The following is a 23,487-nucleotide window of genomic DNA, read 5'->3' as shown; positions in this document are numbered from 1 at the left end:
GGATCATTCTTCCGGCAGCGCTTCTTCCCGCCATTGTAATCCGTCGCGGCCGATCAACGCGCTTGCGGCAGCCGGCCCCCAGGTGCCGGAGGTGTAGGGCATCGGCTCGTCGCCTTCCTGTTCCCAGAAGTCGAGGATGGGCTCGACCCATTCCCACGCCGCTTCCAGTTCGTCGCTGCGCATGAACAGGGTGAGCTGGCCGCGCAGCACGTCGAGCAGCAGGCGCTCGTAGGCATCCATGCGCGGCATCTTGAAGGTTTCGCGGAAGTCCAGTTCCAGTTCGACCGGCCGCAGGCGCATGCCGTCGCCGGGCGTTTTCGCCATCAGGTTCATCTGCAGGCCTTCGTCCGGCTGCAGGCGGATGATCAGGCTGTTGGCCTGGAAGCTGCGGTTGGGCTGGGCGAAGATCGAATGCGGGATGGTCTTGAAACGCACCACGATTTCGGCGAGCTGGTCGGCCATGCGCTTGCCGGTGCGCAGGTAGAACGGGACGCCTGCCCAGCGCCAGGTATCGATTTCCGCCTTCAGGGCGACGTAGGTTTCGGTGCGCGAATTCGGGTTTGCATCCGGCTCCTTGCGATAGCCGGGAACGGGCTTGCCCTCGACATGTCCCGAGCGGTACTGACCGCGCACGACGTTCTGTGCAATGGTGTTGGGCGTGAACCGCTTCAGCGAGCGCAGCACCTTGAGCTTCTCATCGCGTACCGCGTCCGGGGTGGCGGAAACCGGCGGTTCCATCGCCACAATGCACAGGAGCTGCAGCAGATGGTTCTGCAGCATGTCGCGCAGGGCACCGGCGGTTTCGTAATAGTCCATGCGATTGCCGACCCCGAGTTCTTCAGCGATCGTGATCTGCACGTCGGAAATCCACTCGCGCCGCCACAGCGGTTCGAACAGCACATTGCCGAAGCGAAGCGCGAGCAGGTTCTGCACCGTTTCCTTGCCGAGGTAGTGGTCGATACGGAAGATCTGCGACTCGGAGAAGACCCGGCCGACTTCCTCGTTGATCTGCTTGGCGCTGGCAAGATCGCGTCCCAGCGGCTTCTCGAGCACGACACGCGATTCCGGTGTCGCCAGCCCGCTTTGCGAGAGGTTGTGACAGATCTTTGCGAACAGGCTTGGCGGCGTCGCCAGGTAGAACACGCGCGTGATCGGACTCCCGGCGGCCGGTTCGCGCATCGCTTTCACGAGCAGCGGATAGGTCGAGGCATCGGTCGCATCGAGCGCGACGTAGTCGATGCGCTTGCAGAACGCATCCCAGACAGCCGGATCGGGCGAGCCGGAAGCGGTGTGAGGCCGTGCGCTGCGGTTCACTTCTTCCAGGAAGGTTTCACGCGTCCATTCATGGCGTCCGACGCAGATGATGCGGGCAGAGGCGGGGATGTCCTTTGCACGTTCGCGGTTATACAGAGCCGGCAACAGTTTGCGCATTGCAAGGTCGCCGCCGCCGCCGAACAGGACCAGGTCAAAATCGGATAGAGCCATGATATTCAGATGGTTGCTTCAAAAAAACTGCTGCAAGCGCACGATCGATCCTTCCGGCTGGACGTGCGGACAAACTTCGATGGCAAAGCAGGGGCGCGGTTCGTCTTCGCGGAAAATTACTCCGACAAAGCGATCTTCGCCCGTGCAATCAAGCCGTTGGTCGAGCCATCGTGTGCGTCGGGATGCGCCGCACCCGTCAGCTCCGATTCGATATTCTTGGCAAGCACCTTGCCGAGTTCCACGCCCCACTGGTCGAAACTGTTGATGCCCCAGATCGCCCCTTGCACGAACACCTTGTGCTCGTACAAGGCAACGAGCGCCCCAAGGGTTGACGGCGCGAGCCTGTCCATCAGTATGGTATTGCTTGGGCGGTTGCCGGGGAAGACTCTATGCGGGAGCAGTGCTTCGATTTTTTCATCGGGAAGCTGCTGGGCGCGCATTTCGACGCGCACTTCTTCCGCGGTCTTGCCGCGCATGAAGGCTTCCGACTGGGCAAAGCAATTGGCGAGGAGGACCATGTGATGTCCGTCGAGCGCGTGCGCGGGCTTCAGCGCGGCAATGAAATCGACCGGCGTCACGTCCGTACCCTGGTGCAAGAGCTGGAAATAGGCATGCTGGCCGTTGGTGCCGACGTCGCCCCACACGACAGGGCAAGTGGCGGCCGGGACCGGAGCGCCGTCAGAGGTGACCCGCTTGCCGTTGCTCTCCATCTCGAGCTGTTGCAGGTAGGCGGGGAACTGGCTCAGGTCCTGATGGTAAGGGGCAATGGAGATCGAACTGCTGCCGAAGAAGTTGCGGTACCAGATGCCGATGAGGGCGAGGATGGCCGGCATGTTTTTCTCCAGCGGAGCGGTCTGGAAATGCTGGTCCATGGCATGGGCGCCCGACAGGAATTCGGAAAATCCTTCAAACCCGATCGCAAGCGCCAGGGGGAGTCCGATAGCCGACCACACCGAGTAGCGTCCGCCGACCCAGTCCCAGAACGGGAACATGTTTTCGGGATCGATGCCGAACGACCGCACGGCTTCCGTATTGGTCGATACCGCGACGAAGTGGCGGGGCAGGCCGGCTTCCGCATGCGCACGCAGGAACCATGCGCGCGCCGACTGCGCGTTCATCATGGTTTCGCGCGTGGTAAAGGTTTTCGAGGCGATAATGAACAGGGTGCTTTCGGGGCGGACTTTGCCCAGCACTGCGTCGAGGTCGTGTCCGTCCACGTTGGAGACGAAATGCAGCGACAGCCGCGGATGGACGAAGGGACGCAGTGCGCGGCAGGTCATCTCCGGGCCGAGGTCGGAACCGCCGATGCCGATATTGACGATGTCGGTAATCGGTTGCCCGGTGCATCCGGTCCATTGACCGGAGCGGACGCGGTCGCTGAACGCCTTGATGTGGTTGAGCACCGCATGAACCTCCGGCACAACGTCCTGTCCATCCACGACAAGCGTGGCGCTGCGCGGCAGACGCAGTGCGGTGTGCAGCACGGCGCGGTTCTCGGTTGCATTGATCTTTTCGCCGGAAAACATTGCAGAACGTTTCGGTTCCAGTCCGCGTTCGCGCGCCAGCTGGAACAGCAGGTCCATCGTCTTGTCGTCGAGCCGGTTTTTCGAGTAGTCGAGCAGGAGGCCGGCGGTTTCAATCGAGAAGCGGTTGAAGCGGTCGGGTTGTTGCGAGAACAAGCTGCGCATCTGCCAGTCTTTTGCTTCGGCAAAATGCTGTGACAGGGCCTGAAAGGCTGGTGCGTCGGTCAGGTTGGGCTGGGACATGGCAATTAACTGTTCCGGTGGAAAGGCAATTTGTATAGGACGTCAACGTGTTCAACTATACAACATATTAAGGTAAATTCACTACAAATTTTTCCCGGTACGCGCCTTTCTTGCGAAATCTCAGCGTGAGGATGGATTGGCTCCTGTAGAAGCGGGTTCGATATGGTGCGTGGGTTTATGTCCAAGGCGGATTTCTGATCGGTGTAATGCCCGGCATGGGAAAACTTGTAGTAAAATTACGTAAAGATAGTCAAGGATCGCATCATGTCTCTTCACTCCATACTGGCTTCCACCACCGACAGGATCGTCAGGCGTAGCCGTCCGTATCGCAGCGCCTACCTCGCCCGCCTTGAAGCTGCGCGGCTGAAGGGGGTGCAGCGGGGCGCGCTTGCCTGCACGAATCTGGCGCATGGCTTTGCCGCCTTTCCGGTCAATGACAAGCTCAGGCTGAAGCAGCAATCGGCACCCTCGGTGGCCATTGTTTCCGCATACAACGACATGCTGTCGGCCCACCAGCCCTTCGAACGCTTTCCGCATATCATCAAGGAAGCCGTGCGCGCTGCGGGCGGTGTAGCCCAATTCGCCGGCGGCGTGCCTGCCATGTGCGACGGCGTCACGCAGGGGCAGCCGGGCATGGAGCTATCCCTGTTTTCGCGGGACGCAATCGCCATGGCGACGGCGATCGCGCTCTCCCACAACATGTTCGACGCGGCGGTCTACCTCGGGGTGTGCGACAAGATCGTCCCCGGTTTGCTGATAGGCGCGCTGCACTTCGGCCATCTTCCTGCCGTGTTCATCCCTGCCGGGCCGATGACCAGCGGTATATCGAATTCGGAAAAGGCTAAGACGCGCCAACTGTACGCACAAGGCAAGGTCGGTCGCGACGAACTGCTGGAATCCGAGGCGCAGTCTTATCACGGCGCAGGCACCTGTACCTTCTACGGCACCGCCAACAGCAACCAGATGCTCATGGAGGTCATGGGCCTGCACATGCCGGCCTCCGCGTTCGTCACGCCGAACACGCTCCTGCGTGACGCGTTGACCGCAGCCGGTGCACGTCGCGCCGTCGAGATCAGCGCGCAGGGCAAGGAATACATTCCCGTCGGCCACGTCGTCGACGAAAAATCCATCGTCAATGCCATCGTCGCCTTGCTGGCGACTGGCGGTTCGACCAACCATACGCTGCACCTGGTTGCCATGGCGAAGGCTGCGGGCATCGTGGTCGACTGGAACGATTTCGATGCGCTGTCCGCGGTGGTGCCGCTGCTGGCGCGGATCTATCCGAACGGCGAGGCAGACGTGAACCATTTCCATGCGGCTGGCGGCACTGGATTCGTCATCCGCGAGTTGCTCGATGCAGGACTGCTGCATGAAGACGTGATGACGGTGATGGGCAAGGGGCTGCGTGCGCATTGTGCCGAGCCCTTCCTGCAGGGCGCAGAGGTGGTTTGGCGGCCTGCAGCATCGGCAAGCGGCGACCTCAATGTGCTGAGGCCGGCCGTGGAACCGTTCTCCCGCGACGGCGGACTTCGGCTTTTGTCGGGCAACCTCGGGCGCGCCGTCATCAAGGTGTCCGCGGTCAAGCAGCAGCACCGGGTCGTCGAGGCGCCTGCCATCGTGTTCAATTCTCAGGAAGATTTCATGCTCGCCTTCAAGGCGGGCAAGCTGGACCGCGACTTCGTTGCCGTCGTGCGTTACCAGGGGCCGCGCGCCAACGGCATGCCGGAACTGCACGCGCTGACGCCGGCCTTGTCCAGTCTGCAGGACGCCGGGCGCCGTGTGGCACTGGTCACGGACGGGCGCATGTCCGGGGCATCGGGCAAGGTGCCGGCGGCGATCCACGTCTCGCCGGAAGTGCTGGCTGGTGGGGCGCTCGGACGGGTGCGCGACGGCGACATGATCCGAGTGGATGCCGACACTGGCCAACTGCAGGCCCTGGTGGTGGAAGCGGAATGGAATGCCCGCGGGATGGAACCGGCAGACTTGTCAGCCAACCAGGTTGGCATGGGACGTGAACTGTTCGCGATGTTCCGCGGTTCGGTGAGCGCGGCGGAAGAGGGCGGCGCGACATTCGGCCTGCCCCCGCCGCTCCACTTGCCGCAGGAGCAGGACAACCCGCTTGCCGTTCCTGAGGAACAATCCTTCTCCGACGAGGATTCGCTCGTCACCCGCCGATAAGAAGAAAGACCATCATGACACTACTCGAGATCATGCGCGCCTCCCCGGTCATTCCGGTGATTGCGGTCGACAGCATCGACCAGGCGGTTCCACTCGCCAGGGCGCTGGTTGCCGGCGGCATTCGTGTGCTGGAGGTCACGTTGCGGACGGAGCACGGCATCCCGGCGATCAGGGCAATGGTGGAGCAGGTGCCGGATGCAATCGTTGGCGTGGGGACGCTGACGCAGCCGGAGGAATTCGCCGCCGCGCGCGATGCAGGAGCCGTCTTTGGCGTGTCCCCCGGACTGACGCCTGCACTCGTCGAGGCAGCCAAGCGTTCCGGCCTGCCTCTGCTACCCGGCGTCATGACGCCATCCGAAGTCATGTCCGCGCGAGAAGCGGGATTTCGCCAGTTGAAGCTGTTCCCAGCGGTGCCTGCGGGCGGGATCGGGATGCTCAATGCGATTGCCGGGCCGCTGCCCGATGTCACGTTCTGTCCGACGGGAGGCATTTCGCAGGAAACTGCGCCGCAATTCCTGGCGTGCAAGAACGTGGCGTGTGTGGGCGGGTCGTGGCTGACGCCGAAGAATGCAATGCAATCGGGGGACTGGCAGCAGATTACCGAGCTGGCCCGCGCGGCCAGTGCGTTGCGGACGGCTTAAGCCTACTCTGCTTTTTTCCTCGTATCGGCGTACATCACCACGCAATTGCGTCCCGACCGCTTCGCCTGGTATAGCGCACGGTCTGCCGCGTGGATGAGGCTGCCGGTCTTGGCCAGGTGTTCAGGGATGGTTGTGCTGACGCCCAGGCTGACGGTGACGAATTTCGCCACCCCCGAGTAGGCGTGCTCGATGTTGAGCCCTTCGATTTCCGCGCGCATTGCCTCGGCAATCTGCATCGCGCCGTCTTCGTTGGTTTCCGGCAGCACGACGGTGAACTCTTCTCCGCCATAGCGCGCCACCAGGTCGCACGCGCGATGGAGCGTGCCGCTCAACGCCGCAGCGATCTGCACCAGGCATTGGTCCCCGTGCTGATGGCCGTAGTTGTCGTTGTAGTCCTTGAAGTAATCGACGTCGATCATGATCAGGGACAGCGGCGTTGCGTTGCGCTTGGCGCGGCGGAATTCATCGTCGAGATGCAGGTCGAAGCGCCGCCGGTTGGCGATCCCCGTCAGGCCATCCACGAGGGTTTGCGATTCGAGTTCGGTCGCCAGTTCGCGCAGCTTTCTCTCCCTCGCCACGGCCATGCTCACATCGGTGATCTGCACCACGCAGTGGCGCGGCAGCCCGGCGATTTCCAGCGGCATGACATGCACGGCTTGCTGCATGCGCACCGAGTTCGCCGCATCCGCCGGATTGGCGTAGAGGGGGAAGGGCGCCTTGTTCAAGGTCTGTGAAAGCAGCGAAGCAAAATTGTTCTCGAGCGCCGCGAGAATCGCGATGTGGGTGCGGCCGTTGACCATGTCGGGAAACACTTCGCAGAAGGTCTTTCCCTGGATTGCCGCAGGCGACAGCAGCGAGTGTTGCTCCATCCACTGGTTCCACATGACGATTCGCTGTTCGGCATCGATCACGATGATGCCGGCCCTGACGGTCTTCAGTACACCCTGTAGCAAGCTGAGTTGCATGCCTATCCCATCAGCTTTGCGAGGTAATCGTCGATGTAATGCTGCAGGTCGTGCAGCGCGGGCATGTCGAGCAGGAAGGCGACGTAGCCGTAGATATGGTGCCGCTCGATGTTGAAGTCGATCTTCAGCGTCAGCACGACGCCGTCCCACTCCTTGCCGGAGGTGCCGAGGATGTCGTCGCCGGTGCCGGCGAGGTAAGTGGGGAGCGAGCCCCGCAGTTCCTTGCCGGCCGCATTGGCAAAGGAGCCCATGCAGGAGTTGAGGATGATGTTGCCGATCTCGCTCATCGCCTCCTGTTCCATTTCGCTGAGTTCTTCCAGCGAAAAGCTCTGGCCGACCATCAGCCGGACGATTTCCAGGCTTTTCTCTTCCGGGAACATCAGGAAGGCTTCGGTATTGAAGGCGCCCTCGAAGTGCTGCGCCACCGCCGAGATGCGGCGTCCTTCATCGCTGCCCAGCGTCTTTGCGACCTCAGCGCGGCTCTGGAAGCTGATCATGGGCACCGACATGGTGACCTCTTCATCCACGATGCGGCTCATCGCCGCGGCCGCCCGGCCGACACCGAGGTTGAAGATCTCAACCAGAGCGTCATGCTGAAGTTCGGTAAGCTGGAACATTACTGGTTTTCGAAGACGGCGATGATGCGGTCGATGCAGGCTTCGGTGATCGGCTTCTCTGCAAACGCGATGCCGAGCGCGCTCGCCTTTTCACGCGTGGCGTCCTGCACGTTCGCGGTCAACAGCGTGATGTGTGCCGACGGACATTTGGCCTGGATCTTGTCGACTGCCGCGAGGCCGCCCATGCCGGGCATGTTCAGGTCGAGGAGGACGAGGTCGGGAGTGACATTCTGCAGCTTGTCGATGGCTTCTTCGCCGCTGGCTGCTTCAGCAATGGTCCAATCGGGATGACGGTTGAGGATGAACTGCTTCGAGAGCAGGCGGGATACCTTGCTGTCGTCTACAACGAGAACGGTTGTCATTTTCGCATCGCTCTATTGATGTTGAAGCAAAAAAATGCTTTGTGGTAAGTCTAACATCCGATTGCTTCAGCACGCTTGCACTTGCCGACAAAAAATCCGGTTTTTGCGACAGGCTGCGCTTAAAATAGCGGCTTCCTTTTCCATTGCAATGCACCATGACCCAAGACGAAATGAAACAGGCGGTTGCCCGTGCCGCCATCGAGTATGTGCCCAGCGGCGAGATCATCGGCGTTGGCACCGGTTCCACCGCCAATTTCTTTATCGATGAGCTCGGCAAGATCAAGGACCGCATCAAGGGCGCCGTGGCTTCGTCCGAGGCAACGGCTGCGCGTCTGAAGTCGCACGGCATCCCGGTGTTCGATCTGAACGAGGTGGAATCGATGTCCGTCTATATCGACGGCGCCGACGAGATCGATCCCAAGGGCGCGATGATCAAGGGCGGCGGCGCGGCGCTGACGCGCGAAAAGATCGTTGCTTCCGTCGCGGCCAGGTTCGTGTGCATCGCCGATGGTTCCAAGCTGGTCGACATGCTGGGCGCGTTCCCGCTGCCGGTGGAAGTCATTCCGATGGCGCAGGCGGCTGTTGCGCGCAAGCTCAAGACCTTTGGCGGTGAACCGCGTCTGCGCATGAAGGATGGCCAGCCGCTGCTGACCGACAATGGCTGCATGATTCTGGACGTGGTGGGCCTGAAGATTGCCGACCCCGCAGGACTCGAGGCGCAGATCAACAATATCCCGGGTGTCGTGACGGTCGGCCTCTTCGCGCAGCGCGGTGCCGATGTTGCTCTGCTGGGTACGGCGGAAGGTGTGAAAAAGTTGACCTTCTGAAAGGGACGATAAAGCAAAAAAGCCCGCTGACCAGCGGGCTTTTTTGTATGTGTTGCGTGCGGGAGATTATTCCGACGGCGGCACGTAACCGGTTGCCACGTCCGCGCCAGAGCCAAAGAAATGGTTTTCCATCTGCGTCGCGAGATACTTGCGCGCGCGGGCATCTGCCAGGTTCAGGCGGTTTTCGTTCACCAGCATGGTCTGGTGCTTCAGCCAGCCAGCCCATGCCTCCTTGGACACGTTCTCGAAAATGCGCTTGCCGAGGTCTCCCGGATACGGCGGGAAATCCAGTCCTTCGGCTTCCTTGTTCAGCTTGATGCAGTGGACCATGCGGGCCATGTTCTACTCCTTGTTTATCGGAATGGCGCTGCCATATTGGAGGCAGCCGGGGTTTAAGGCATCACGAAGAAATAACTTGCACGATTTTGCTGGCCGTAGCAGGCACATTGCGGCGTTGCCCGCCACTTGCAGTGCTCGCACTGCGGCGTGTCGGGCGCCTTGCACAGCATCCCGCTACGACCGCCAAATCGCACAACTTATTCCTTCGGGACGCCTAAAGTTGCTTGATAAGTACTTGCGACTTGCGTTGCCAGTTGTACATGTGCTGCCGGTCCTTCGGCAGGTCGTCGACATTGGCATGCACGAAGCCGCGCTTGAGGAACCAGTGCGCGGTGCGTGTCGTCAGCACGAACAGTTGGTTGAAGCCGGCCGCGCGTGCGCGGTTTTCCATGTGCTTGAGGATGCGCTCGCCGTCGCCCTGGCTTTGCACTTCCGGATTCACCGTCAGGCAAGCCATTTCGGCCATTTTTTCCTTCGGGAACGGATACAGCGCCGCGCAGCCGAAGATCACGCCGTCGTGCTCGATCACCGAGAAATACTCGATTTCGCGCTCGATCAGCTCGCGGCCGCGCTTGACGAGAGTGCCGTCGGCTTCCAGCGGTTCGATCAGCTTGAGGATGCCGCCGACGTCCTCAATGGTGGCCTCGCGCAGGGTTTCCAGATTTTCGGTGCTGACCATGGTCCCGACGCCGTCGTGGGTGAAGATTTCCAGCATGGCCGAGCCGTCCAGTTCGAACGGCACGATGTGCGCACGCGGCACGCCGGCGCGGGAAGCCTTCACGCAAGCCTGCAAATAGAAGGCCGAATCCGGCGGCAGCACGCTGCTCTTGAGCAGGGCGTCGGCCTGGGCCGCAGTCAGCTCGCGCACGTCCCGGCCTTCAAGGTCGGTCATCATCGGGGTTTCGGTGATGAAGATCAGCTTGTCGGCGCGCAGCGCGGTGGCGGCGGCGACGGCGACGTCTTCCATGGCAAGGTTGAACGCCTCGCCCGTCGGGGAGAAGCCCAGCGGCGAGAGCAGGACCAGCCCGCCGGCACTCAGGATCGGGTGGATGGTCTCATAGGCAATCTTGCGTGCGATGCCGGTGAACTCGAGGTCGACGCCGTCGATCACGCCGATCGGACGCGCAGTGACGAAATTGCCGGAAATGATACGGATGGCCGAATGGGCCATCGGCGTGTTCGGCAAACCCTGGCTGAACGCCGCTTCAATATCGAGGCGCAATTCGCCGGCGGCCTCCTTCACGCACTCCATGGCGGCCGCGTCGGTGATGCGCAGGCCGTTGTGGTAGCGGGCGGTCAGGTTGCGCAGCGCCAGCTGCTCCTCGACCTGGGGGCGCGAGCCGTGGACGATGACCACCTTGATGCCCATGGCGTGCAACAAGGACAAGTCCTGGGCCAGCACCGGCAGGGCGCCCGACATCACCAGCTCGCCCGGGAAGGCGACCACGAAGGTTTTTCCCCGGAACGCGTGGATGTAGGGCGCTACCGAGCGCAGCCACTGAACGAATTGAATAGGGTTTTCCATGACGCGCATTATAATTCGCCCCGATATGTCTGCACTCGAACACGTCCAAAAAAGTCCTGCAAAGCCGCGCCGGCCCGAGGGGAAGTCCGTCGAACCGGTCGTCCGCAACCCCTTGCCGACGATTACCTTCCCCGAAGAGCTGCCCGTATCGGGCCGGCGGAAGGAAATCGCGGAGGCGCTTCGCGCACACCAGGTCGTCATCGTCAGCGGCGAAACCGGCTCGGGCAAGACGACCCAGCTGCCCAAGATCTGCCTCGAACTCGGCCGCGGCCAGAAGGGACTGATCGGCCATACCCAGCCACGGCGGATTGCCGCCTCGTCCACCGCCAAGCGTATCGCGCAGGAGCTGGGCACGCCGCTGGGCGAGCATGTGGGTTTCAAGGTGCGCTTCACGGATACCCTGTCCAAGGGCGCGTCGGTCAAGCTGATGACCGACGGCATCCTGCTCGCCGAGACCCAGACCGACCCGCTGCTGCGCCAGTACGACACGATCATCATCGACGAGGCGCATGAGCGCAGCCTGAACATCGACTTCCTGCTCGGCTACCTGAAGCAGTTGTTGCCCAGGCGGCCCGACCTGAAAGTGATCATCACCTCGGCCACCATCGACGCCGACCGCTTTGCGCGGCATTTCAGCAAGGGCGACAAGCCCGCGCCGGTAATCGAGGTATCGGGGCGCCTGTATCCTGTCGAAGTGCGCTATCGCCCGGTCGAGCCCGCTGACAAGACCGAAGGGAAACCGTCCGCGCAAAAGGAGCAGCGCGACCTGATGGATGCGGTGGTCGATGCGGTGGACGAGCTTGCCCGCATCGGTTCCGGCGACGTGCTGGTCTTCCTGCCCGGCGAGCGCGAGATCCGCGACGCCGCGGAAGCCTTGCGCAAGCACCATCCGCCGCACGTCGAGATCCTGCCGCTGTTTGCCCGCCTGTCGGTGCAGGAGCAGGAGCGCGTGTTCCGGACATCCAATGCGCGCCGCATCGTGCTTGCCACGAACGTGGCGGAGACCTCGCTCACCGTGCCGGGCATCCGTTACGTGGTCGATACCGGCCTCGCGCGCGTCAAGCGTTACAGCTACCGCAACAAGGTCGAGCAATTGCAGATCGAACCCGTCGCGCAATCCGCGGCGAACCAGCGCGCCGGCCGATGCGGCCGCGTCGCCGCAGGTGTCTGCATCCGCCTGTACGACGAACAGGATTTCCAGCTGCGGCCGAAATTCGCCGATCCGGAAATCCTGCGTTCCTCGCTGGCCGCGGTCATCCTGCGCATGAAATCGCTGCGCCTGACCGATGTCGAAACCTTTCCGTTCATCGAACCGCCGATGGGACGCGCGATCGCCGACGGCTACCAGCTGCTGCAGGAACTTGGCGCAGTCGACGATTCGAACCAGCTTACACAACTCGGCCGCCAGCTCGCCAAACTGCCGCTCGACCCGCGCGTCGGGCGCATGATCCTTGCCGCGCGCGACAACGCCGCACTGACCGAAGTGCTGATCATCGCCGCCGCATTGTCCGTGCAGGACCCGCGTGACCGGCCGATGGATGCGCAGGATGCGGCCGACAACGCGCACAAGAAGTTTGCGGACGAGAAGTCCGAATTCCTCAGCTACCTGAAGATCTGGAAGTGGTTCGAGGACGCCATCGAGCACAAGAAATCGAACAGGCAGCTGATGGACAACTGCCGCGCGAATTTTCTTTCGCAGCTGCGCCTGCGTGAATGGCGCGATGTGCATTCCCAGTTGCTGACGCTCGTGCGCGAGCAGGGATGGCGGTTGAACGAGACGCCTGCGACCTACGAGCAGCTGCATACTGCGCTGCTGACCGGCCTGCTCGGCAACGTGGGTTTCAAGGCGGACGACGAGCAGGTTTATCTCGGCGCGCGCAGCATCAAGTTCTACATCTGGCCCGGTTCGCATCTTGCCAAGAAGGCCGGGCGCTGGATCATGGGCGCCGAGCTGGTCGATACGACCCGCCTCTACGCGCGCTGCATCGCGCAGATCCAGCCCGAATGGCTCGAACGCGTCGGTGGGCACCTGCTGAAGAAATCCTGGGGCGACCCGCGCTGGGAAAAGCGCACGGCGCAGGTATCGGCCTACGAGCGCGCCACGCTGTACGGCCTGGTCGTCTACAGCCAGCGCCGGATCGACTTCGGAAAGATCAACCCGAAGGAGGCGCGCGAAATCTTCATCCGCGGCGCGCTGGTGGCAGGCGAATTCGACACGCGCGCACCGTTCCTCGCCCATAACCAGAAGCTGGTGCGCGAGATCGAAAACCTCGAACACAAGTCCCGCCGCCTCGACGTGCTGGTGGACGAGGAGCTGATTGCCGCCTTCTACGACAAGCTGATCCCGCAGGACATCCATACAGGTATCACCTTCGAGAAATGGCTGAAGGAGGCGACGGCGCAGAATCCCAAGCTGCTGCACCTCAACCGCGACGACTTGATGCGGCATGAGGCCGCCGGTGTGACGACGGACCTGTTTCCCAAGACGATGAACGTGGCGGGTGTCGCGATGACGCTCACCTATCATTTCGAACCGGGCAGTCCGCGCGATGGCGTGACGATGACGATTCCGCTGTACGCCCTGAACCAGGTGTCGGCCGAGCGCTGCGAATGGCTTGTTCCCGGCATGCTGAAGGAGAAGGTGCATCTGCTGCTGAAGTCCCTCCCGCAAAAACTGCGCCGCCATTGCGTCCCTCTCCCTGACTATTCGGCGGGATTCTGCGAGCGCGCGGACTTCGGCAAGGGCAACCTGATTGACGCCGTGATCGCCGACGTGCGCGAACAGACGAGCGTGACGGTCAAGACAACCGACTTCAAGCTGGAGACCTTGCCGGCTCACCACTTCATGAACTTCAAGGTGGTGGACGAGCACGGCCGGCAGCTCGAGATGGGCCGCAACCTGTCGGCGCTGCAGGCGGAATTCGGCGGACAGGCGAGGGAACAGTTCCAGAAGCTGGCGGAGAAAACAACGATTGCACCCGTGGAGCAGGGAAGCAAGGCGAGTCCTGCGGCAGCCGCGCCGGCCGCTGCCATCTCCGAGTACCAAAACTTGACGACCTGGTCTTTCGGAGAACTGCCTGAACTGCTCGAAATTCAGCAAGGCAAGCAGACGCTGATCGGCTTCCCTGCGCTCGTCGACAGGCAGACGCATTGCGACCTCGAAGTCTTCGACGATCCCGCGGAAGCAGCGCGCGTGCATCATCTTGGCTTGCGCCGCCTGTTCTCGCTGCAGCTGAAAGAACAGCTGAAGTACCTTGAGAAGAACATCCCGAACCTGCAGCAGATGGGCATGCAGTTCATGTCGCTGGGCACGCAGGAAGAACTGCGCGACCAGATCATCCAGGCCGGCCTCGACCGTGCCTGTATGCAGGACCCGTTGCCGAAGAACGCGGAAGAATTCAACCAGCGCAAGGATGAAGGCAAGAGCCGCCTCGGCCTGCTGGTCAATGAGATCGCGCGCCTTGCCGCGCAGGTGCTCGCCGAGTACTACACGCTGCCGAAAAAGCTGCAGGGAGCCAAGGCGCATGCGCAGAGCGCGGCGGACATGCAGTCGCAGCTCCAGGCGCTGGTGGGAAAACGATTCATCGCCGACAACGACTACACGCAACTGGCGCACTTCCCGCGCTATCTGAAAGCGATCAACGTGCGCCTGGAAAAGCTGCGCGCCGACCCGGCGCGCGACACGCGCTTGATGGCCGAATGGTCGCAGGTCGCCGCGCCCTGGCAGCGCGCATTGAAGGACCGGCAGAAGAGCGTCGATCCGAAGATGGTGGAGTTCCGCTGGTTGCTGGAAGAGCTGCGCGTGTCCCTGTTCGCGCAGGAACTGCGCACCCCGATGCCTGTTTCGGTGAAGCGCCTGCAGAAGGTGTGGGAGTCCATGCAACGCTGATCCGTTATGATGCAAGCTCTCAATTCGCGGAACTTGCATACTGGAATGGATAGCACCGATCTCGAGGTCCTGAAAGCCTGTGATGAATGGCTCGCGCAGGGACGCCGATGCGAACTTGTCACTGTCATCCGGACCTGGGGCGCCAGCCCGCGTCCGGCAGGCGCCATGCTGGCCATATGCGAGGACGGCAGGGTGGTCGGATCGGTGTCCGGCGGCTGCGTCGAGGATGACCTGATCGAACGTGTGCGCAAGGAGGGTATGAAGCGCGCCCACCCTGAACTCGTCACCTACGGAATCACGGCGGAGGAAGCGCACCGCTTCGGGCTTCCGTGCGGCGGCACGCTCCAGCTGGTCATCGAACCGCTGTCCTCCCTGAGCCGGATTCCCGAGCTTCTGCAGCGTGTGGGCCAACAAGAGCTGGTATCCCGAGTCCTTCACCTGTCCTCCGGGGAAGTCGCGCTGCTGCACGGCCATCCCGACCAGCAGGTCGAGGTCGTCGATGGAAAGCTGGCAACGCTGTACGGCCCGCGCTGGCGCCTTCTCGTAATTGGCGCAGGCCAGCTGTCGGGGTTTCTTGCGCAGATCGCCACAGGGATGGACTACCAGGTCATCGTCTGCGATCCGCGCGAGGAATACCGGACTGCATGGCACGTGCCCGCTGTCGACGTAGTGCACGCCATGCCCGATGATTTCATACTTGAGCAGAAACCTGACAGCCGCTGCGCCGTCGTGGCACTGACCCATGATCCCAAGCTCGATGACCTGGCGCTGATGGAAGCATTGCGGTCCGAAGCGTTTTACGTCGGGGCGATCGGTTCGCGCGTCAATAATGCAAAGCGGCGCGAGCGATTGAAGCAGTTCGACCTGACGGAAGAGCAGGTCGAGCGCCTGCATGGACCGATCGGCCTTCATATCGGCAGCCGTGTTCCTTCGGAAATCGCCATTTCCATCCTCGCCGAAATGACCGCGGTGAAGAATGGAATTCCACGGGAAGACAAGATCCAGCGCAAGGCGGATATTTCCTGATTGCAGGTTTCCCGGCTTTATGCCATTTCGTTGACATTATTCAATTGATAACGTTTTGCCGCCGGTATAGTGGTTTTCGTCAATCCTCATCCAACAGGGGAAGGGAATGCAAAGACCACTTGCTGCAATGTCCAGCCTGCACTCCGGAGCGGTCGCATGAGGCATGTCATCATCGGCAACGGACCGGCCGGCATCATCGCAGCGGAAACGATCCGCAAGAATGCACCTGCTGACGAAATCATCGTCATCGGCGACGAGGCGGAAGTGCCGTATTCGCGCATGTCCATTCCTCATCTTCTCGCCGCCAATATCAATGAGGCGGGCATGCATTTGCGGCGCGAAAAGGACTGGTTCGCGCACCAGCAGGTCACGCCGGTATATGGGAGGGCGGTGCATGTCAGCGGCCGTACGCGCACCGTCAAGATGGAAGACGGCACGGCCATCGAATTCGACAAGCTCCTGATCGCCAGCGGCGCATCGCCGCGCGTGCCGGTCATTCCCGGCATCGACTTTCCCGGCGTGCACGCATGCTGGACACTGGACGATGCGCGCCGCATCCAGAGGCTGGCGCAACCGGGCGCCCGCGTTGTCCTCATCGGCGCGGGCTTCATCGGGTCTATCGTGATGGAGGCGCTCCTCGCACGGGGCGTGTCGCTGACCGTCGTCGAACGACGTGACCGCATGTTGCCCGGCATGATGGGCAAGAAGGCGGGCGACATGGTGCAGCGGTGGTGCGAAAAGAAGGGCGTGCGGATATTTACCTCCACACGCGTTGTTTCGATAGGCAGCAGCGACCTGCTCCACGCGGGATCGACTCGCCTCGTACGGCTTTCGAATCGCGAGCAGCTGGTTGCCGACCTGGTTGTGTATTCCGTCGGCACCATGCCCAACGTGTCCTTCCTGAAGGGCAGTGGCATACGTTGTCTGCAGGGCGTGGTGGTGGATGCGTCGATGCAGACCAATGTGCCAGGCATCTATGCAGCCGGCGACTGCGCAGAGACCTTCGACAGCGTCGCGGGACGCTCCATCATCTCCGGGGTGCAGCCTAACGCGGCGGACCAGGCCTATTGCGCGGCATTGAACATGACCGGCAAGCACGCCTTCCAGCGCGGCGTGCGGCAGATCGATGTGGTCGATACGATGGGCCTGATCTCCTCATCCTTCGGCAACTGGCAGGGCGTACGCGGCGGACAGTGGGTCGAGGTCGCGGATGAGCGCAATTTCAAGTACCTGCGGCTGGAATTCTTCAAGGATGTGCTCATCGGCTGCAATGCGGTCGGCGTCACCGAGCATGCGACCATCCTGCGCAGCCTGATCCAGAACCATGTCCATCTCGGCGAATGGAAGGATCGCCTGCTGCAGGAGCCGACGCGGCTGAAGGAGGCGTATGTGGCCTGCGTCGAGCAGCAATATGTCGACGAGGCGTCCTGGTTCCACCAGCCCATGGAACGGCAGCCGGAAGTGTTCCGCCAGGCTGTCTAGCCGATTTAATAACGGTTTGGGTTGCTGAAACTGATCCAGGTCAATTCAGGCCCGGCCACCCCCAAGTTTGGTGGCTGCCGGGGTGTTTTCGCGTAAAATCGCGGGGATTCGTCGTTTGCAGGCGCACTGCCGCCTCTGCGATCACCCTGCAATCCTACTCTCCCGCGAAAACAATGAGCATCAAATCCGACAAGTGGATCCGCCGCATGGCCGAGGAACACGGCATGATCGAACCATACGAGCCAGGCCAGGTGCGCCACGTCGATGGCCAGAAGATCGTCAGTTACGGCACCTCGTCCTACGGCTACGATATCCGCTGCGCCGACGAATTCAAGATTTTCACGAACATCAACAGCACCATCGTCGATCCGAAGAATTTCGACGAGAAGTCGTTCGTCGATTTCAAGGGCGATGTCTGCATCATCCCGCCGAATTCCTTCGCGCTGGCACGCACCGTCGAGTACTTCCGCATTCCGCGCAGTGTGCTGACCATCTGCCTCGGCAAGTCGACCTACGCGCGCTGCGGCATCATCGTCAACGTCACCCCCTTCGAGCCCGAGTGGGAAGGCTACGTGACGCTGGAGTTTTCCAACACCACGCCGCTGCCGGCGAAGATCTATGCCGGCGAGGGCTGCGCACAGGTGCTGTTCTTCGAGAGCGACGAAATGTGCGAGACCTCCTACAAGGACCGCGGCGGCAAGTACCAGGGCCAGCGCGGCGTGACGCTGCCGAAAACCTGATCTCCTCCTGACGGGAATTCTTCCAAATATTCTTTGGAGGAAGGTGCCATAGAATGAGACGCACGCCGCCTGCATGAGCAGGCGGCCAATCTCGCAAGGTGGCACCGATGTCCCTCGACTACCAGCACGTCCTCGATACCATCCAGGCCGAAGTCCAGCCCCTTCTCGGGCAGGGCAAGGTCGCCGGTTATATTCCAGAGTTGTCCAAGGTCTCGCCGGAACGCTTCGGCATGGCGGTGTATTGCCTCGACGGCCGCGCCTACATGACCGGCGACGCGCTGATGAAGTTTTCGCTGCAGAGCGTGACCAAGCTGTTTGCACTGGCGCTCGCGTTTTCGCGCGAGGGCGACGACATCTGGAAACGCGTCGGGCGCGAACCTTCCGGCAATCCGTTCAATTCGCTGGTGCAGCTCGAGGTTGAACGCGGCAAGCCCCGCAATCCTTTCATCAATGCGGGCGCGCTCGTCATCACCGACATCCTCGCATCGCGCTTCGTGCAGCCCGACATCGCCGTCCTGCAGTTTGCACGCCAGATCGCGGACGAGCAGGGCATCGACTTCGACCAGACCGTCGCCGAGTCCGAGCGCAAGACCGCGAACCGCAACAGTGCCATTGCCTACTTCATGAAGGACTTCGGCAACCTGCGCAATCCGGTGGAGTCCGTGATCGACAGCTACTGCCGCCAGTGTTCCATCACGATGACCTGCGCCGAACTGGCGAAGGCCGGCAGCTTCCTCGCCAACCACGGCACCATTCCCTGGAGCGGTGCGAGGATTCTCGGCCTCAGTCCCGCCAAGCGGCTCAATGCGCTGATGCTCACCTGCGGTACCTACGATGCAGCGGGGGATTTCGCCTTCCGGGTCGGATTGCCGGCTAAGAGCGGTGTGGGCGGCGGCATCCTTGCGTTGTTGCCGGGTGAGGCTTCGGTCGCGGTGTGGTCGCCCGGCCTGGATCCGACCGGGAACTCCCTCGCCGGAACCTACGCGCTGGAACGCTTCACAACGCTGACCGCGCGCTCGATTTTCTAGGGCAAAAAAAACCCTCCCCGTGCAAGGGGAGGGGCAGGTAAGGGGTAGGGTGTTCGCTATACAGCCGAGGTACTTCAACCATCCTGCCCCCAACCCAAACTCCCCTTTTCAAGGGAGGCGGCCCACCTCTGGAGGTTCAAGTCCTGCAGTCGCCACAAGACGACGTGATGATGTTGTTGCATCGATGATGCGCGCAAAAGCGGGTGCCGTCTGTTTCTGAAGTGCGATTGATGTTGCCAAATGTAAATCCAGTCAACGCGCACTGCGCGAAAGAGTTGTCAGGACGGGCAATGACTCATGGCGCAACGCGGGATAGTATGTGCGCATTGCAGATGGAGAACATTCTCATGAGTAACGCAGACATCCTGGCGACCGTCTTCGTCGTATTGATCGGCGCAATCGGGATATATGCGCTGGGCTATTTCGGCGGACGCCAGTACGGCTACCGCCAGGGCCTCGCCAAAGGCGAAAAGCTGAGCGGGCAGGTGCAGCACCTGAAAGGCGTGACGGACGGATACGTGATGGCGCTTCAGCACACGCCGGCACAGCGCAATGAGTACATGAATAATGTGCTGCTGAAGATCGGCGCCATCACGCCTGCCGAAATCGAAGTGCGCCGCCAGCGTCGCTTTCGTGCGCAAGTCGGGGGATGAGGTTCGCTTTGCGGAATATTCGTTGTACGGATGACATTCCTGTCCGATATCCGCTATAATTGCGGCCTTTCGGAATGCCCAGATGGCGGAATTGGTAGACGCGCAACGTTGAGGTCGTTGTGTCTTAGGATGTGGAGGTTCGAGTCCTCTTCTGGGCACCAAAATTCAAAAGGCTCGCTTCGGCTGGCCTTTTTCTTTTTCGAGCCTTGCAGGGGCTTGACAGCAAAAAAGCCACCGGCGAACCGGTGGCTTTCCCTGCAGGCGCGAAGCGTCCTTCGCGTTACTTCACGCAGTCCACATAGTAGCCGCGCTTGCCATCCACATCCTGCGTCACGAGGCCGTGCACATCGGTCTCGAAACCCGGGAAGCGCTCATTGAAGTCGCGCGCAAACTTCAGGTAGTCGACGATGGTCTTGTTGAAGCGCTCGCCCGGGATCAGCAGCGGAATGCCCGGCGGGTAGGGCGTCAGCAGGATCGCGGTGACGCGGCCTTCCAGTTCCTCGATCGACACGCGTTCGATTTCGCGATGTGCCATCTTCGCGAAGGCATCGGACGGCTTCATCGCCGGCTGCATGTCGGACAGGTACATCTCCATCGTCAGGCGCGCCACGTCGTAGGTCTTGTACATGTCGTGGATGCTGTGGCAGAGCTCGCGCAGGCCGACGCGCTCGTAACGCGGGTTGGCAGCGGCGAACTCCGGCAGGATGCGCCAGATCGGCTGGTTCTTGTCGTAGTCGTCCTTGAACTGCTGCAGCGCGGTCAGCAGCGTGTTCCAGCGGCCCTTGGTGATGCCGATGGTGAACATGATGAAGAACGAGTACAGGCCGCACTTCTCGACGATGACGCCGTGCTCGGCCAGATACTTGGTCACGATCGAGGCCGGGATGCCGGTCTCGCCGAACTTGCCGTCTAGCGCCAGGCCCGGGGTGACGATGGTCGCCTTGATCGGGTCGAGCATGTTGAAGCCGGGCGCCAGCTTGCCGAAGCCGTGCCAGTCGTCTTCCGCGCGGATCATCCAGTCCTCGCGCGAGCCCATGCCTTCGTCCGAGAAGTTGTCCGGCCCCCAGACCTGGAACCACCAGTCCTGGCCCCATTCCTGGTCGACCTTGCGCATCGCGCGGCGGAAGTCCAGCGCTTCGAGGATGCTTTCCTCGACCAGCGCGGTGCCGCCCGGCGGTTCCATCATCGCGGCGGCGATGTCGCAGGAAGCGATGATCGCGTACTGCGGCGAGGTCGATGTGTGCATCAGGTAGGCTTCGTTGAACATGTCCTGGTCGAGCTTCACCGTCTGCGAATCGCGCACCAGGATCTGCGATGCCTGCGACAGGCCGGCCAGCAGCTTGTGCGTCGACTGCGTGGAGAAGATCAGCGATTCCTTGGCGCGCGGACGATCCTTGCCGATCGCGTGCATGTTCTTGTAGAAGTCATGGAAGGTGGCATGCGGCAGCCAGGCTTCGTCGAAGTGCAGCGTGTCGATCTTCCCGTCGAGCATTTCCTTGATGGTCTCGACGTTGTACAGCACGCCGTCGTAAGTCGACTGCGTGATGGTCAGGATGCGCGGCTTCTTGTTCACAGCTTCGCGCGCGAACGGGTTGGCCTCGATCTTCTTCATGATGTTTTCGATCTTGAACTCTTCGAGCGGGATCGGACCGATGATGCCGAGGTGGTTACGCGTCGGCATCAGGAACACCGGAATTGCGCCGGTCATGATGATCGAGTGCAGGATGGACTTGTGGCAGTTGCGATCGACGACGACGATGTCGCCGGGGCCGACCGTGGAGTGCCAGACCATCTTGTTCGAGGTCGAGGTGCCGTTGGTGACGAAGTAGCAGTGGTCCGCATTGAAGATGCGCGCCGCATTGCGTTCGGACGCGGCCACCGGGCCGGTGTGGTCGAGCAGCTGGCCGAGCTCTTCCACGGCGTTGCAGACGTCGGCGCGCAGCATGTTCTCGCCGAAGAACTGGTGGAACATCTGGCCGATCGGTGATTTCAGGAATGCCACGCCGCCGGAGTGGCCGGGGCAGTGCCAGGAGTAGGAACCGTCCTTCGCGTAATGCACCAGCGCACGGAAGAAGGGCGGCGCCAGGCTGTCGAGGTAGGACTTCGCTTCGCGGATGATGTGGCGCGCGACAAATTCCGGGGTGTCCTCGAACATGTGGATGAAGCCGTGCAGCTCGCGCAGGATGTCGTTCGGGATGTGGCGCGAGGTGCGGGTTTCGCCGTACAGGTAGATCGGGATGTCGGCGTTCTTGTAGCGGATCTCTTCCACGAAGGCGCGCAGCGACTTCAGGGCGACGTCGGTTTCCTCGGACGTGCCGCCGCCGAATTCTTCATCGTCGATCGACAGGATGAAGGCGGATGCGCGCGATTGCTGCTGCGCGAACTGCGACAGGTCGCCGTAGCTGGTCACACCCAGGACTTCCATGCCCTCATCCTCCATCGCTTGGGCCAGGGCGCGGATGCCGAGGCCGGAGGTGTTTTCGGAGCGGAAGTCTTCGTCGATGATGACGATGGGGAAGCGGAATTTCATGTGGTCTCCAGAGAGGACGAAATGCTAGGGAGACGCCTGGGCGGAAAGCTTGCGCGCCGAAAAAAAGAAAAACCGAATTTTCGCAGATATGGCGGGGGTGTGCGCGAATTGACCGCGATTTTGCAAAGATAATGAAAAGTTGTTGTTTTGATATGGGGCGCCATGCTCCCTGCCACGGCGCGATTAGCGGTCAGCTCGGATAAATCGCCTGTTCGGCGGCATTATCCACGCCCCTTGCCGGCGCGCTGCCCTCGATGTATGTCTTCATGCGCATCAGGTCTTCTTCCAGCTGGTGCCTAGGATTGCCGTTGAACAGGGTGGCGACCGCATCACCCAACGCCCCGGCAGGCGGCCTGTAGGTCATGTGCACCGATACGCGCGTGCCGCCGTTCGCCGGTTCGAAGCGTACGCGTCCGGTGTGCCCGACTTCGGCGTCCTGCGTCGTGCGCCAGGCAAGCGTGCGCGGACGTTCGCTCTCCGTCACCTTGGCATCCCATTCGATCTGCGCCCCGGCCGGCCCGCTGACGACCCAGTGCGAGCGCCCGTCGCCGATGTCGCGCACCTCGCGCACGTTGGACATGAATTGCGGGAAGTTTTCGTAGTTCGACCAGGCATCGAAGACGGTTTCCGGCGAGGCTTCGATGTAGATGGTCTTGTGCAGTTCGACGGTTTGCGATCCGTGCCTGGCCGATGCCTGACGTCCCTTCACCATGCCTCGTGCGAGCAAGCCGATTCCGAGAGCGGCAGCGGCAAGTCCCAGCGCGGAACGCTGGCGCATGCCGTAGGCGCCAAGTGCACCGCCGCCGACCGTTGCCACCGCGCGCCATGCAGGCGGCCAGTTCGCCTCGAGGATGGAGGTATGGAGCAGGCGCGGGCGTCCTTCGCCCTGCAGCGAGGGTATGCCTTCCGCGCGGTCATGCACCTGCAGTGCGTCGTCGATGCTCTTCACGCCGGACACTGTGCGGACCGCTTCCAGCAGTTGCACTTTTTCATGCGTGAATACCGGACCGCTCAGGATGATGCAGCCATCCTGGGCATGCACCTTGATGGCGTGAGGATGAGATACGGCGCGGCCCACCATCGAGCGCACCCGCTCGGTCAACAGCTGGTCGTCGGTTGTCTTTGCGCGTCGCGAGAACAGGCGGCCGGTCTTTGCGCGCATGCCTTGCATGCGGTTGGCAAGGTCGCGCGATGCGGTACCAATCGCGCCCTGGGAACGGTGCGCCGTATGCACCACCTTGTCACGGATGAGCGCGCGCCGGCGCCTGCCCCTGTCGGGGTCGGACAGATACATGGCCGCCGCACCGATTGCGGCGCCAGCCAGCCATTTTCCCCATGCTTGCGATGTTGCCGACTCCTGGTCCATGACGATCTCCTTTTGTTCGTTGACGGAAATGTGCAGCCGGTCAATGCCGGTCAACCGGCCGCAGGCGG

The 23,487-nt window shown here is 61.8% G+C and carries 18 protein-coding genes and 1 tRNA gene; 10 read left to right on the top strand and 9 right to left on the bottom strand.

The genetic code is table 11. The features are described from left to right. Window positions 1–3 precede the first annotated feature (3 nt). Together zwf and pgi are read right to left on the bottom strand one after the other, a co-directional pair. The gene (gene zwf / locus AC3WOY_RS05120) at window positions 4–1,485 is read right to left on the bottom strand and encodes a glucose-6-phosphate dehydrogenase (RefSeq protein ID WP_492421416.1); all 1,482 of its coding nucleotides are present in this window, start codon (window positions 1,483–1,485) and stop codon (window positions 4–6) included. 116 nt (window positions 1,486–1,601) lie between these two features. After that, window positions 1,602–3,251 (bottom strand): glucose-6-phosphate isomerase, encoded by a 1,650-nt coding sequence (pgi, locus tag AC3WOY_RS05115; protein ID WP_492421414.1) that lies wholly within the window; start codon window positions 3,249–3,251, stop codon window positions 1,602–1,604. Window positions 3,252–3,515: 264 nt separating this feature from the next. Between pgi and edd the strand changes: the two genes are divergently transcribed. Continuing rightward, window positions 3,516–5,429 (top strand): phosphogluconate dehydratase, encoded by a 1,914-nt coding sequence (gene edd / locus AC3WOY_RS05110; RefSeq protein ID WP_492421412.1) that lies wholly within the window; start codon window positions 3,516–3,518, stop codon window positions 5,427–5,429. Between the two features lie 14 nt (window positions 5,430–5,443). Beyond that, the gene (locus AC3WOY_RS05105; protein WP_492421410.1) at window positions 5,444–6,070 is read left to right on the top strand and encodes a bifunctional 4-hydroxy-2-oxoglutarate aldolase/2-dehydro-3-deoxy-phosphogluconate aldolase; all 627 of its coding nucleotides are present in this window, start codon (window positions 5,444–5,446) and stop codon (window positions 6,068–6,070) included. A gap of 2 nt (window positions 6,071–6,072) precedes the next feature. Here the strand turns inward: AC3WOY_RS05105 and AC3WOY_RS05100 are convergent, their stop codons facing one another. From AC3WOY_RS05100 to AC3WOY_RS05090, 3 genes are read right to left on the bottom strand one after another with little or no spacing between them, the layout of a single operon-like run. Continuing rightward, window positions 6,073–7,035 carry a sensor domain-containing diguanylate cyclase gene (locus tag AC3WOY_RS05100; RefSeq protein ID WP_492421408.1) on the bottom strand — a complete coding sequence of 321 codons (963 nt, stop codon included), beginning with the start codon at window positions 7,033–7,035 and terminating at the stop codon, window positions 6,073–6,075. A gap of 2 nt (window positions 7,036–7,037) precedes the next feature. Further along, on the bottom strand, window positions 7,038–7,652 hold the full coding sequence (locus AC3WOY_RS05095) for a chemotaxis protein CheX (RefSeq protein ID WP_492421406.1): 615 nt from the start codon (window positions 7,650–7,652) through the stop codon (window positions 7,038–7,040). Next, window positions 7,652–8,014, bottom strand: a complete 363-nt coding sequence (locus AC3WOY_RS05090) for a response regulator transcription factor (protein WP_492421404.1) — start codon at window positions 8,012–8,014, stop codon at window positions 7,652–7,654. Before AC3WOY_RS05090 ends, AC3WOY_RS05095 begins: the two co-directional genes overlap by 1 nt. A 155-nt stretch (window positions 8,015–8,169) precedes the next feature. Between AC3WOY_RS05090 and rpiA the strand changes: the two genes are divergently transcribed. Continuing rightward, window positions 8,170–8,841, top strand: coding sequence for a ribose-5-phosphate isomerase RpiA (gene rpiA, locus AC3WOY_RS05085; protein WP_492421402.1), 672 nt, complete (start codon window positions 8,170–8,172; stop codon window positions 8,839–8,841). A 66-nt stretch (window positions 8,842–8,907) separates the two neighbouring features. Here rpiA and AC3WOY_RS05080 read toward each other — a convergent pair whose 3' ends face one another. Together AC3WOY_RS05080 and argA are read right to left on the bottom strand one after the other, a co-directional pair. After that, on the bottom strand, window positions 8,908–9,180 hold the full coding sequence (locus AC3WOY_RS05080; RefSeq protein WP_088706982.1) for an oxidative damage protection protein: 273 nt from the start codon (window positions 9,178–9,180) through the stop codon (window positions 8,908–8,910). A gap of 214 nt (window positions 9,181–9,394) precedes the next feature. Continuing rightward, window positions 9,395–10,705: an amino-acid N-acetyltransferase gene (argA, locus tag AC3WOY_RS05075; protein WP_492421400.1), complete on the bottom strand. Its 1,311-nt coding sequence runs from the start codon at window positions 10,703–10,705 to the stop codon at window positions 9,395–9,397. On the opposite strand from argA, the gene hrpA reads away from it, so the two are divergent. The 7 genes from hrpA to AC3WOY_RS05040 all read left to right on the top strand — a co-directional run bounded on the left by hrpA (window position 10,704) and on the right by AC3WOY_RS05040 (window position 19,684). Beyond that, window positions 10,704–14,594, top strand: coding sequence for an ATP-dependent RNA helicase HrpA (gene hrpA, locus AC3WOY_RS05070; RefSeq protein ID WP_492421398.1), 3,891 nt, complete (start codon window positions 10,704–10,706; stop codon window positions 14,592–14,594). The genes argA and hrpA overlap by 2 nt on opposite strands. Before the next feature lie 45 nt (window positions 14,595–14,639). Beyond that, window positions 14,640–15,620: an XdhC family protein gene (locus tag AC3WOY_RS05065; RefSeq protein ID WP_492421396.1), complete on the top strand. Its 981-nt coding sequence runs from the start codon at window positions 14,640–14,642 to the stop codon at window positions 15,618–15,620. Between the two features lie 156 nt (window positions 15,621–15,776). After that, the gene (locus AC3WOY_RS05060) at window positions 15,777–17,102 is read left to right on the top strand and encodes an NAD(P)/FAD-dependent oxidoreductase (protein ID WP_492421394.1); all 1,326 of its coding nucleotides are present in this window, start codon (window positions 15,777–15,779) and stop codon (window positions 17,100–17,102) included. Between the two features lie 173 nt (window positions 17,103–17,275). Beyond that, window positions 17,276–17,842: a dCTP deaminase gene (gene dcd, locus AC3WOY_RS05055; RefSeq protein ID WP_420476391.1), complete on the top strand. Its 567-nt coding sequence runs from the start codon at window positions 17,276–17,278 to the stop codon at window positions 17,840–17,842. 107 nt (window positions 17,843–17,949) lie between these two features. Further along, the gene (locus AC3WOY_RS05050; protein ID WP_492421392.1) at window positions 17,950–18,870 is read left to right on the top strand and encodes a glutaminase; all 921 of its coding nucleotides are present in this window, start codon (window positions 17,950–17,952) and stop codon (window positions 18,868–18,870) included. Between the two features lie 347 nt (window positions 18,871–19,217). Continuing rightward, window positions 19,218–19,523: a hypothetical protein gene (locus AC3WOY_RS05045; protein WP_492421390.1), complete on the top strand. Its 306-nt coding sequence runs from the start codon at window positions 19,218–19,220 to the stop codon at window positions 19,521–19,523. A gap of 76 nt (window positions 19,524–19,599) precedes the next feature. Next, window positions 19,600–19,684, top strand: a tRNA-Leu gene (locus AC3WOY_RS05040). A 119-nt stretch (window positions 19,685–19,803) separates the two neighbouring features. Here the strand turns inward: AC3WOY_RS05040 and AC3WOY_RS05035 are convergent. Then, window positions 19,804–22,053 carry an Orn/Lys/Arg family decarboxylase gene (locus tag AC3WOY_RS05035; protein WP_492421388.1) on the bottom strand — a complete coding sequence of 750 codons (2,250 nt, stop codon included), beginning with the start codon at window positions 22,051–22,053 and terminating at the stop codon, window positions 19,804–19,806. A gap of 190 nt (window positions 22,054–22,243) precedes the next feature. Continuing rightward, a complete protein-coding gene (locus AC3WOY_RS05030) occupies window positions 22,244–23,419 on the bottom strand; it encodes an SRPBCC family protein (protein ID WP_492421386.1) in 1,176 nt (391 codons plus the stop codon). Between the last annotated feature and the right edge of the window lie 68 nt (window positions 23,420–23,487).

This window comes from Noviherbaspirillum sp. FW303-A3 (assembly GCF_058788695.1).
The sequence above is the reverse complement of the archived record's forward strand: the minus strand, read 5'-3'. Positions and strand labels throughout refer to the sequence as shown.

What these genes read in the sequence shown, in the direction of transcription:
- hrpA (WP_492421398.1), top strand. Translation starts at nt 10,704, where the DNA reads ATGACGCGCATTATAATTCGCCCCGATATGTCTGCACTCGAACACGTC.
- AC3WOY_RS05080 (WP_088706982.1), bottom strand. Translation starts at nt 9,180, where the DNA reads ATGGCCCGCATGGTCCACTGCATCAAGCTGAACAAGGAAGCCGAAGGA.
- edd (WP_492421412.1), top strand. Translation starts at nt 3,516, where the DNA reads ATGTCTCTTCACTCCATACTGGCTTCCACCACCGACAGGATCGTCAGG.
- AC3WOY_RS05035 (WP_492421388.1), bottom strand. Translation starts at nt 22,053, where the DNA reads ATGAAATTCCGCTTCCCCATCGTCATCATCGACGAAGACTTCCGCTCC.
- AC3WOY_RS05030 (WP_492421386.1), bottom strand. Translation starts at nt 23,419, where the DNA reads ATGGACCAGGAGTCGGCAACATCGCAAGCATGGGGAAAATGGCTGGCT.
- AC3WOY_RS05095 (WP_492421406.1), bottom strand. Translation starts at nt 7,652, where the DNA reads ATGTTCCAGCTTACCGAACTTCAGCATGACGCTCTGGTTGAGATCTTC.
- AC3WOY_RS05050 (WP_492421392.1), top strand. Translation starts at nt 17,950, where the DNA reads ATGTCCCTCGACTACCAGCACGTCCTCGATACCATCCAGGCCGAAGTC.
- zwf (WP_492421416.1), bottom strand. Translation starts at nt 1,485, where the DNA reads ATGGCTCTATCCGATTTTGACCTGGTCCTGTTCGGCGGCGGCGGCGAC.
- dcd (WP_420476391.1), top strand. Translation starts at nt 17,276, where the DNA reads ATGAGCATCAAATCCGACAAGTGGATCCGCCGCATGGCCGAGGAACAC.
- AC3WOY_RS05090 (WP_492421404.1), bottom strand. Translation starts at nt 8,014, where the DNA reads ATGACAACCGTTCTCGTTGTAGACGACAGCAAGGTATCCCGCCTGCTC.
- AC3WOY_RS05060 (WP_492421394.1), top strand. Translation starts at nt 15,777, where the DNA reads ATGAGGCATGTCATCATCGGCAACGGACCGGCCGGCATCATCGCAGCG.
- argA (WP_492421400.1), bottom strand. Translation starts at nt 10,705, where the DNA reads ATGGAAAACCCTATTCAATTCGTTCAGTGGCTGCGCTCGGTAGCGCCC.
- pgi (WP_492421414.1), bottom strand. Translation starts at nt 3,251, where the DNA reads ATGTCCCAGCCCAACCTGACCGACGCACCAGCCTTTCAGGCCCTGTCA.
- rpiA (WP_492421402.1), top strand. Translation starts at nt 8,170, where the DNA reads ATGACCCAAGACGAAATGAAACAGGCGGTTGCCCGTGCCGCCATCGAG.
- AC3WOY_RS05105 (WP_492421410.1), top strand. Translation starts at nt 5,444, where the DNA reads ATGACACTACTCGAGATCATGCGCGCCTCCCCGGTCATTCCGGTGATT.
- AC3WOY_RS05065 (WP_492421396.1), top strand. Translation starts at nt 14,640, where the DNA reads ATGGATAGCACCGATCTCGAGGTCCTGAAAGCCTGTGATGAATGGCTC.
- AC3WOY_RS05100 (WP_492421408.1), bottom strand. Translation starts at nt 7,035, where the DNA reads ATGCAACTCAGCTTGCTACAGGGTGTACTGAAGACCGTCAGGGCCGGC.
- AC3WOY_RS05045 (WP_492421390.1), top strand. Translation starts at nt 19,218, where the DNA reads ATGAGTAACGCAGACATCCTGGCGACCGTCTTCGTCGTATTGATCGGC.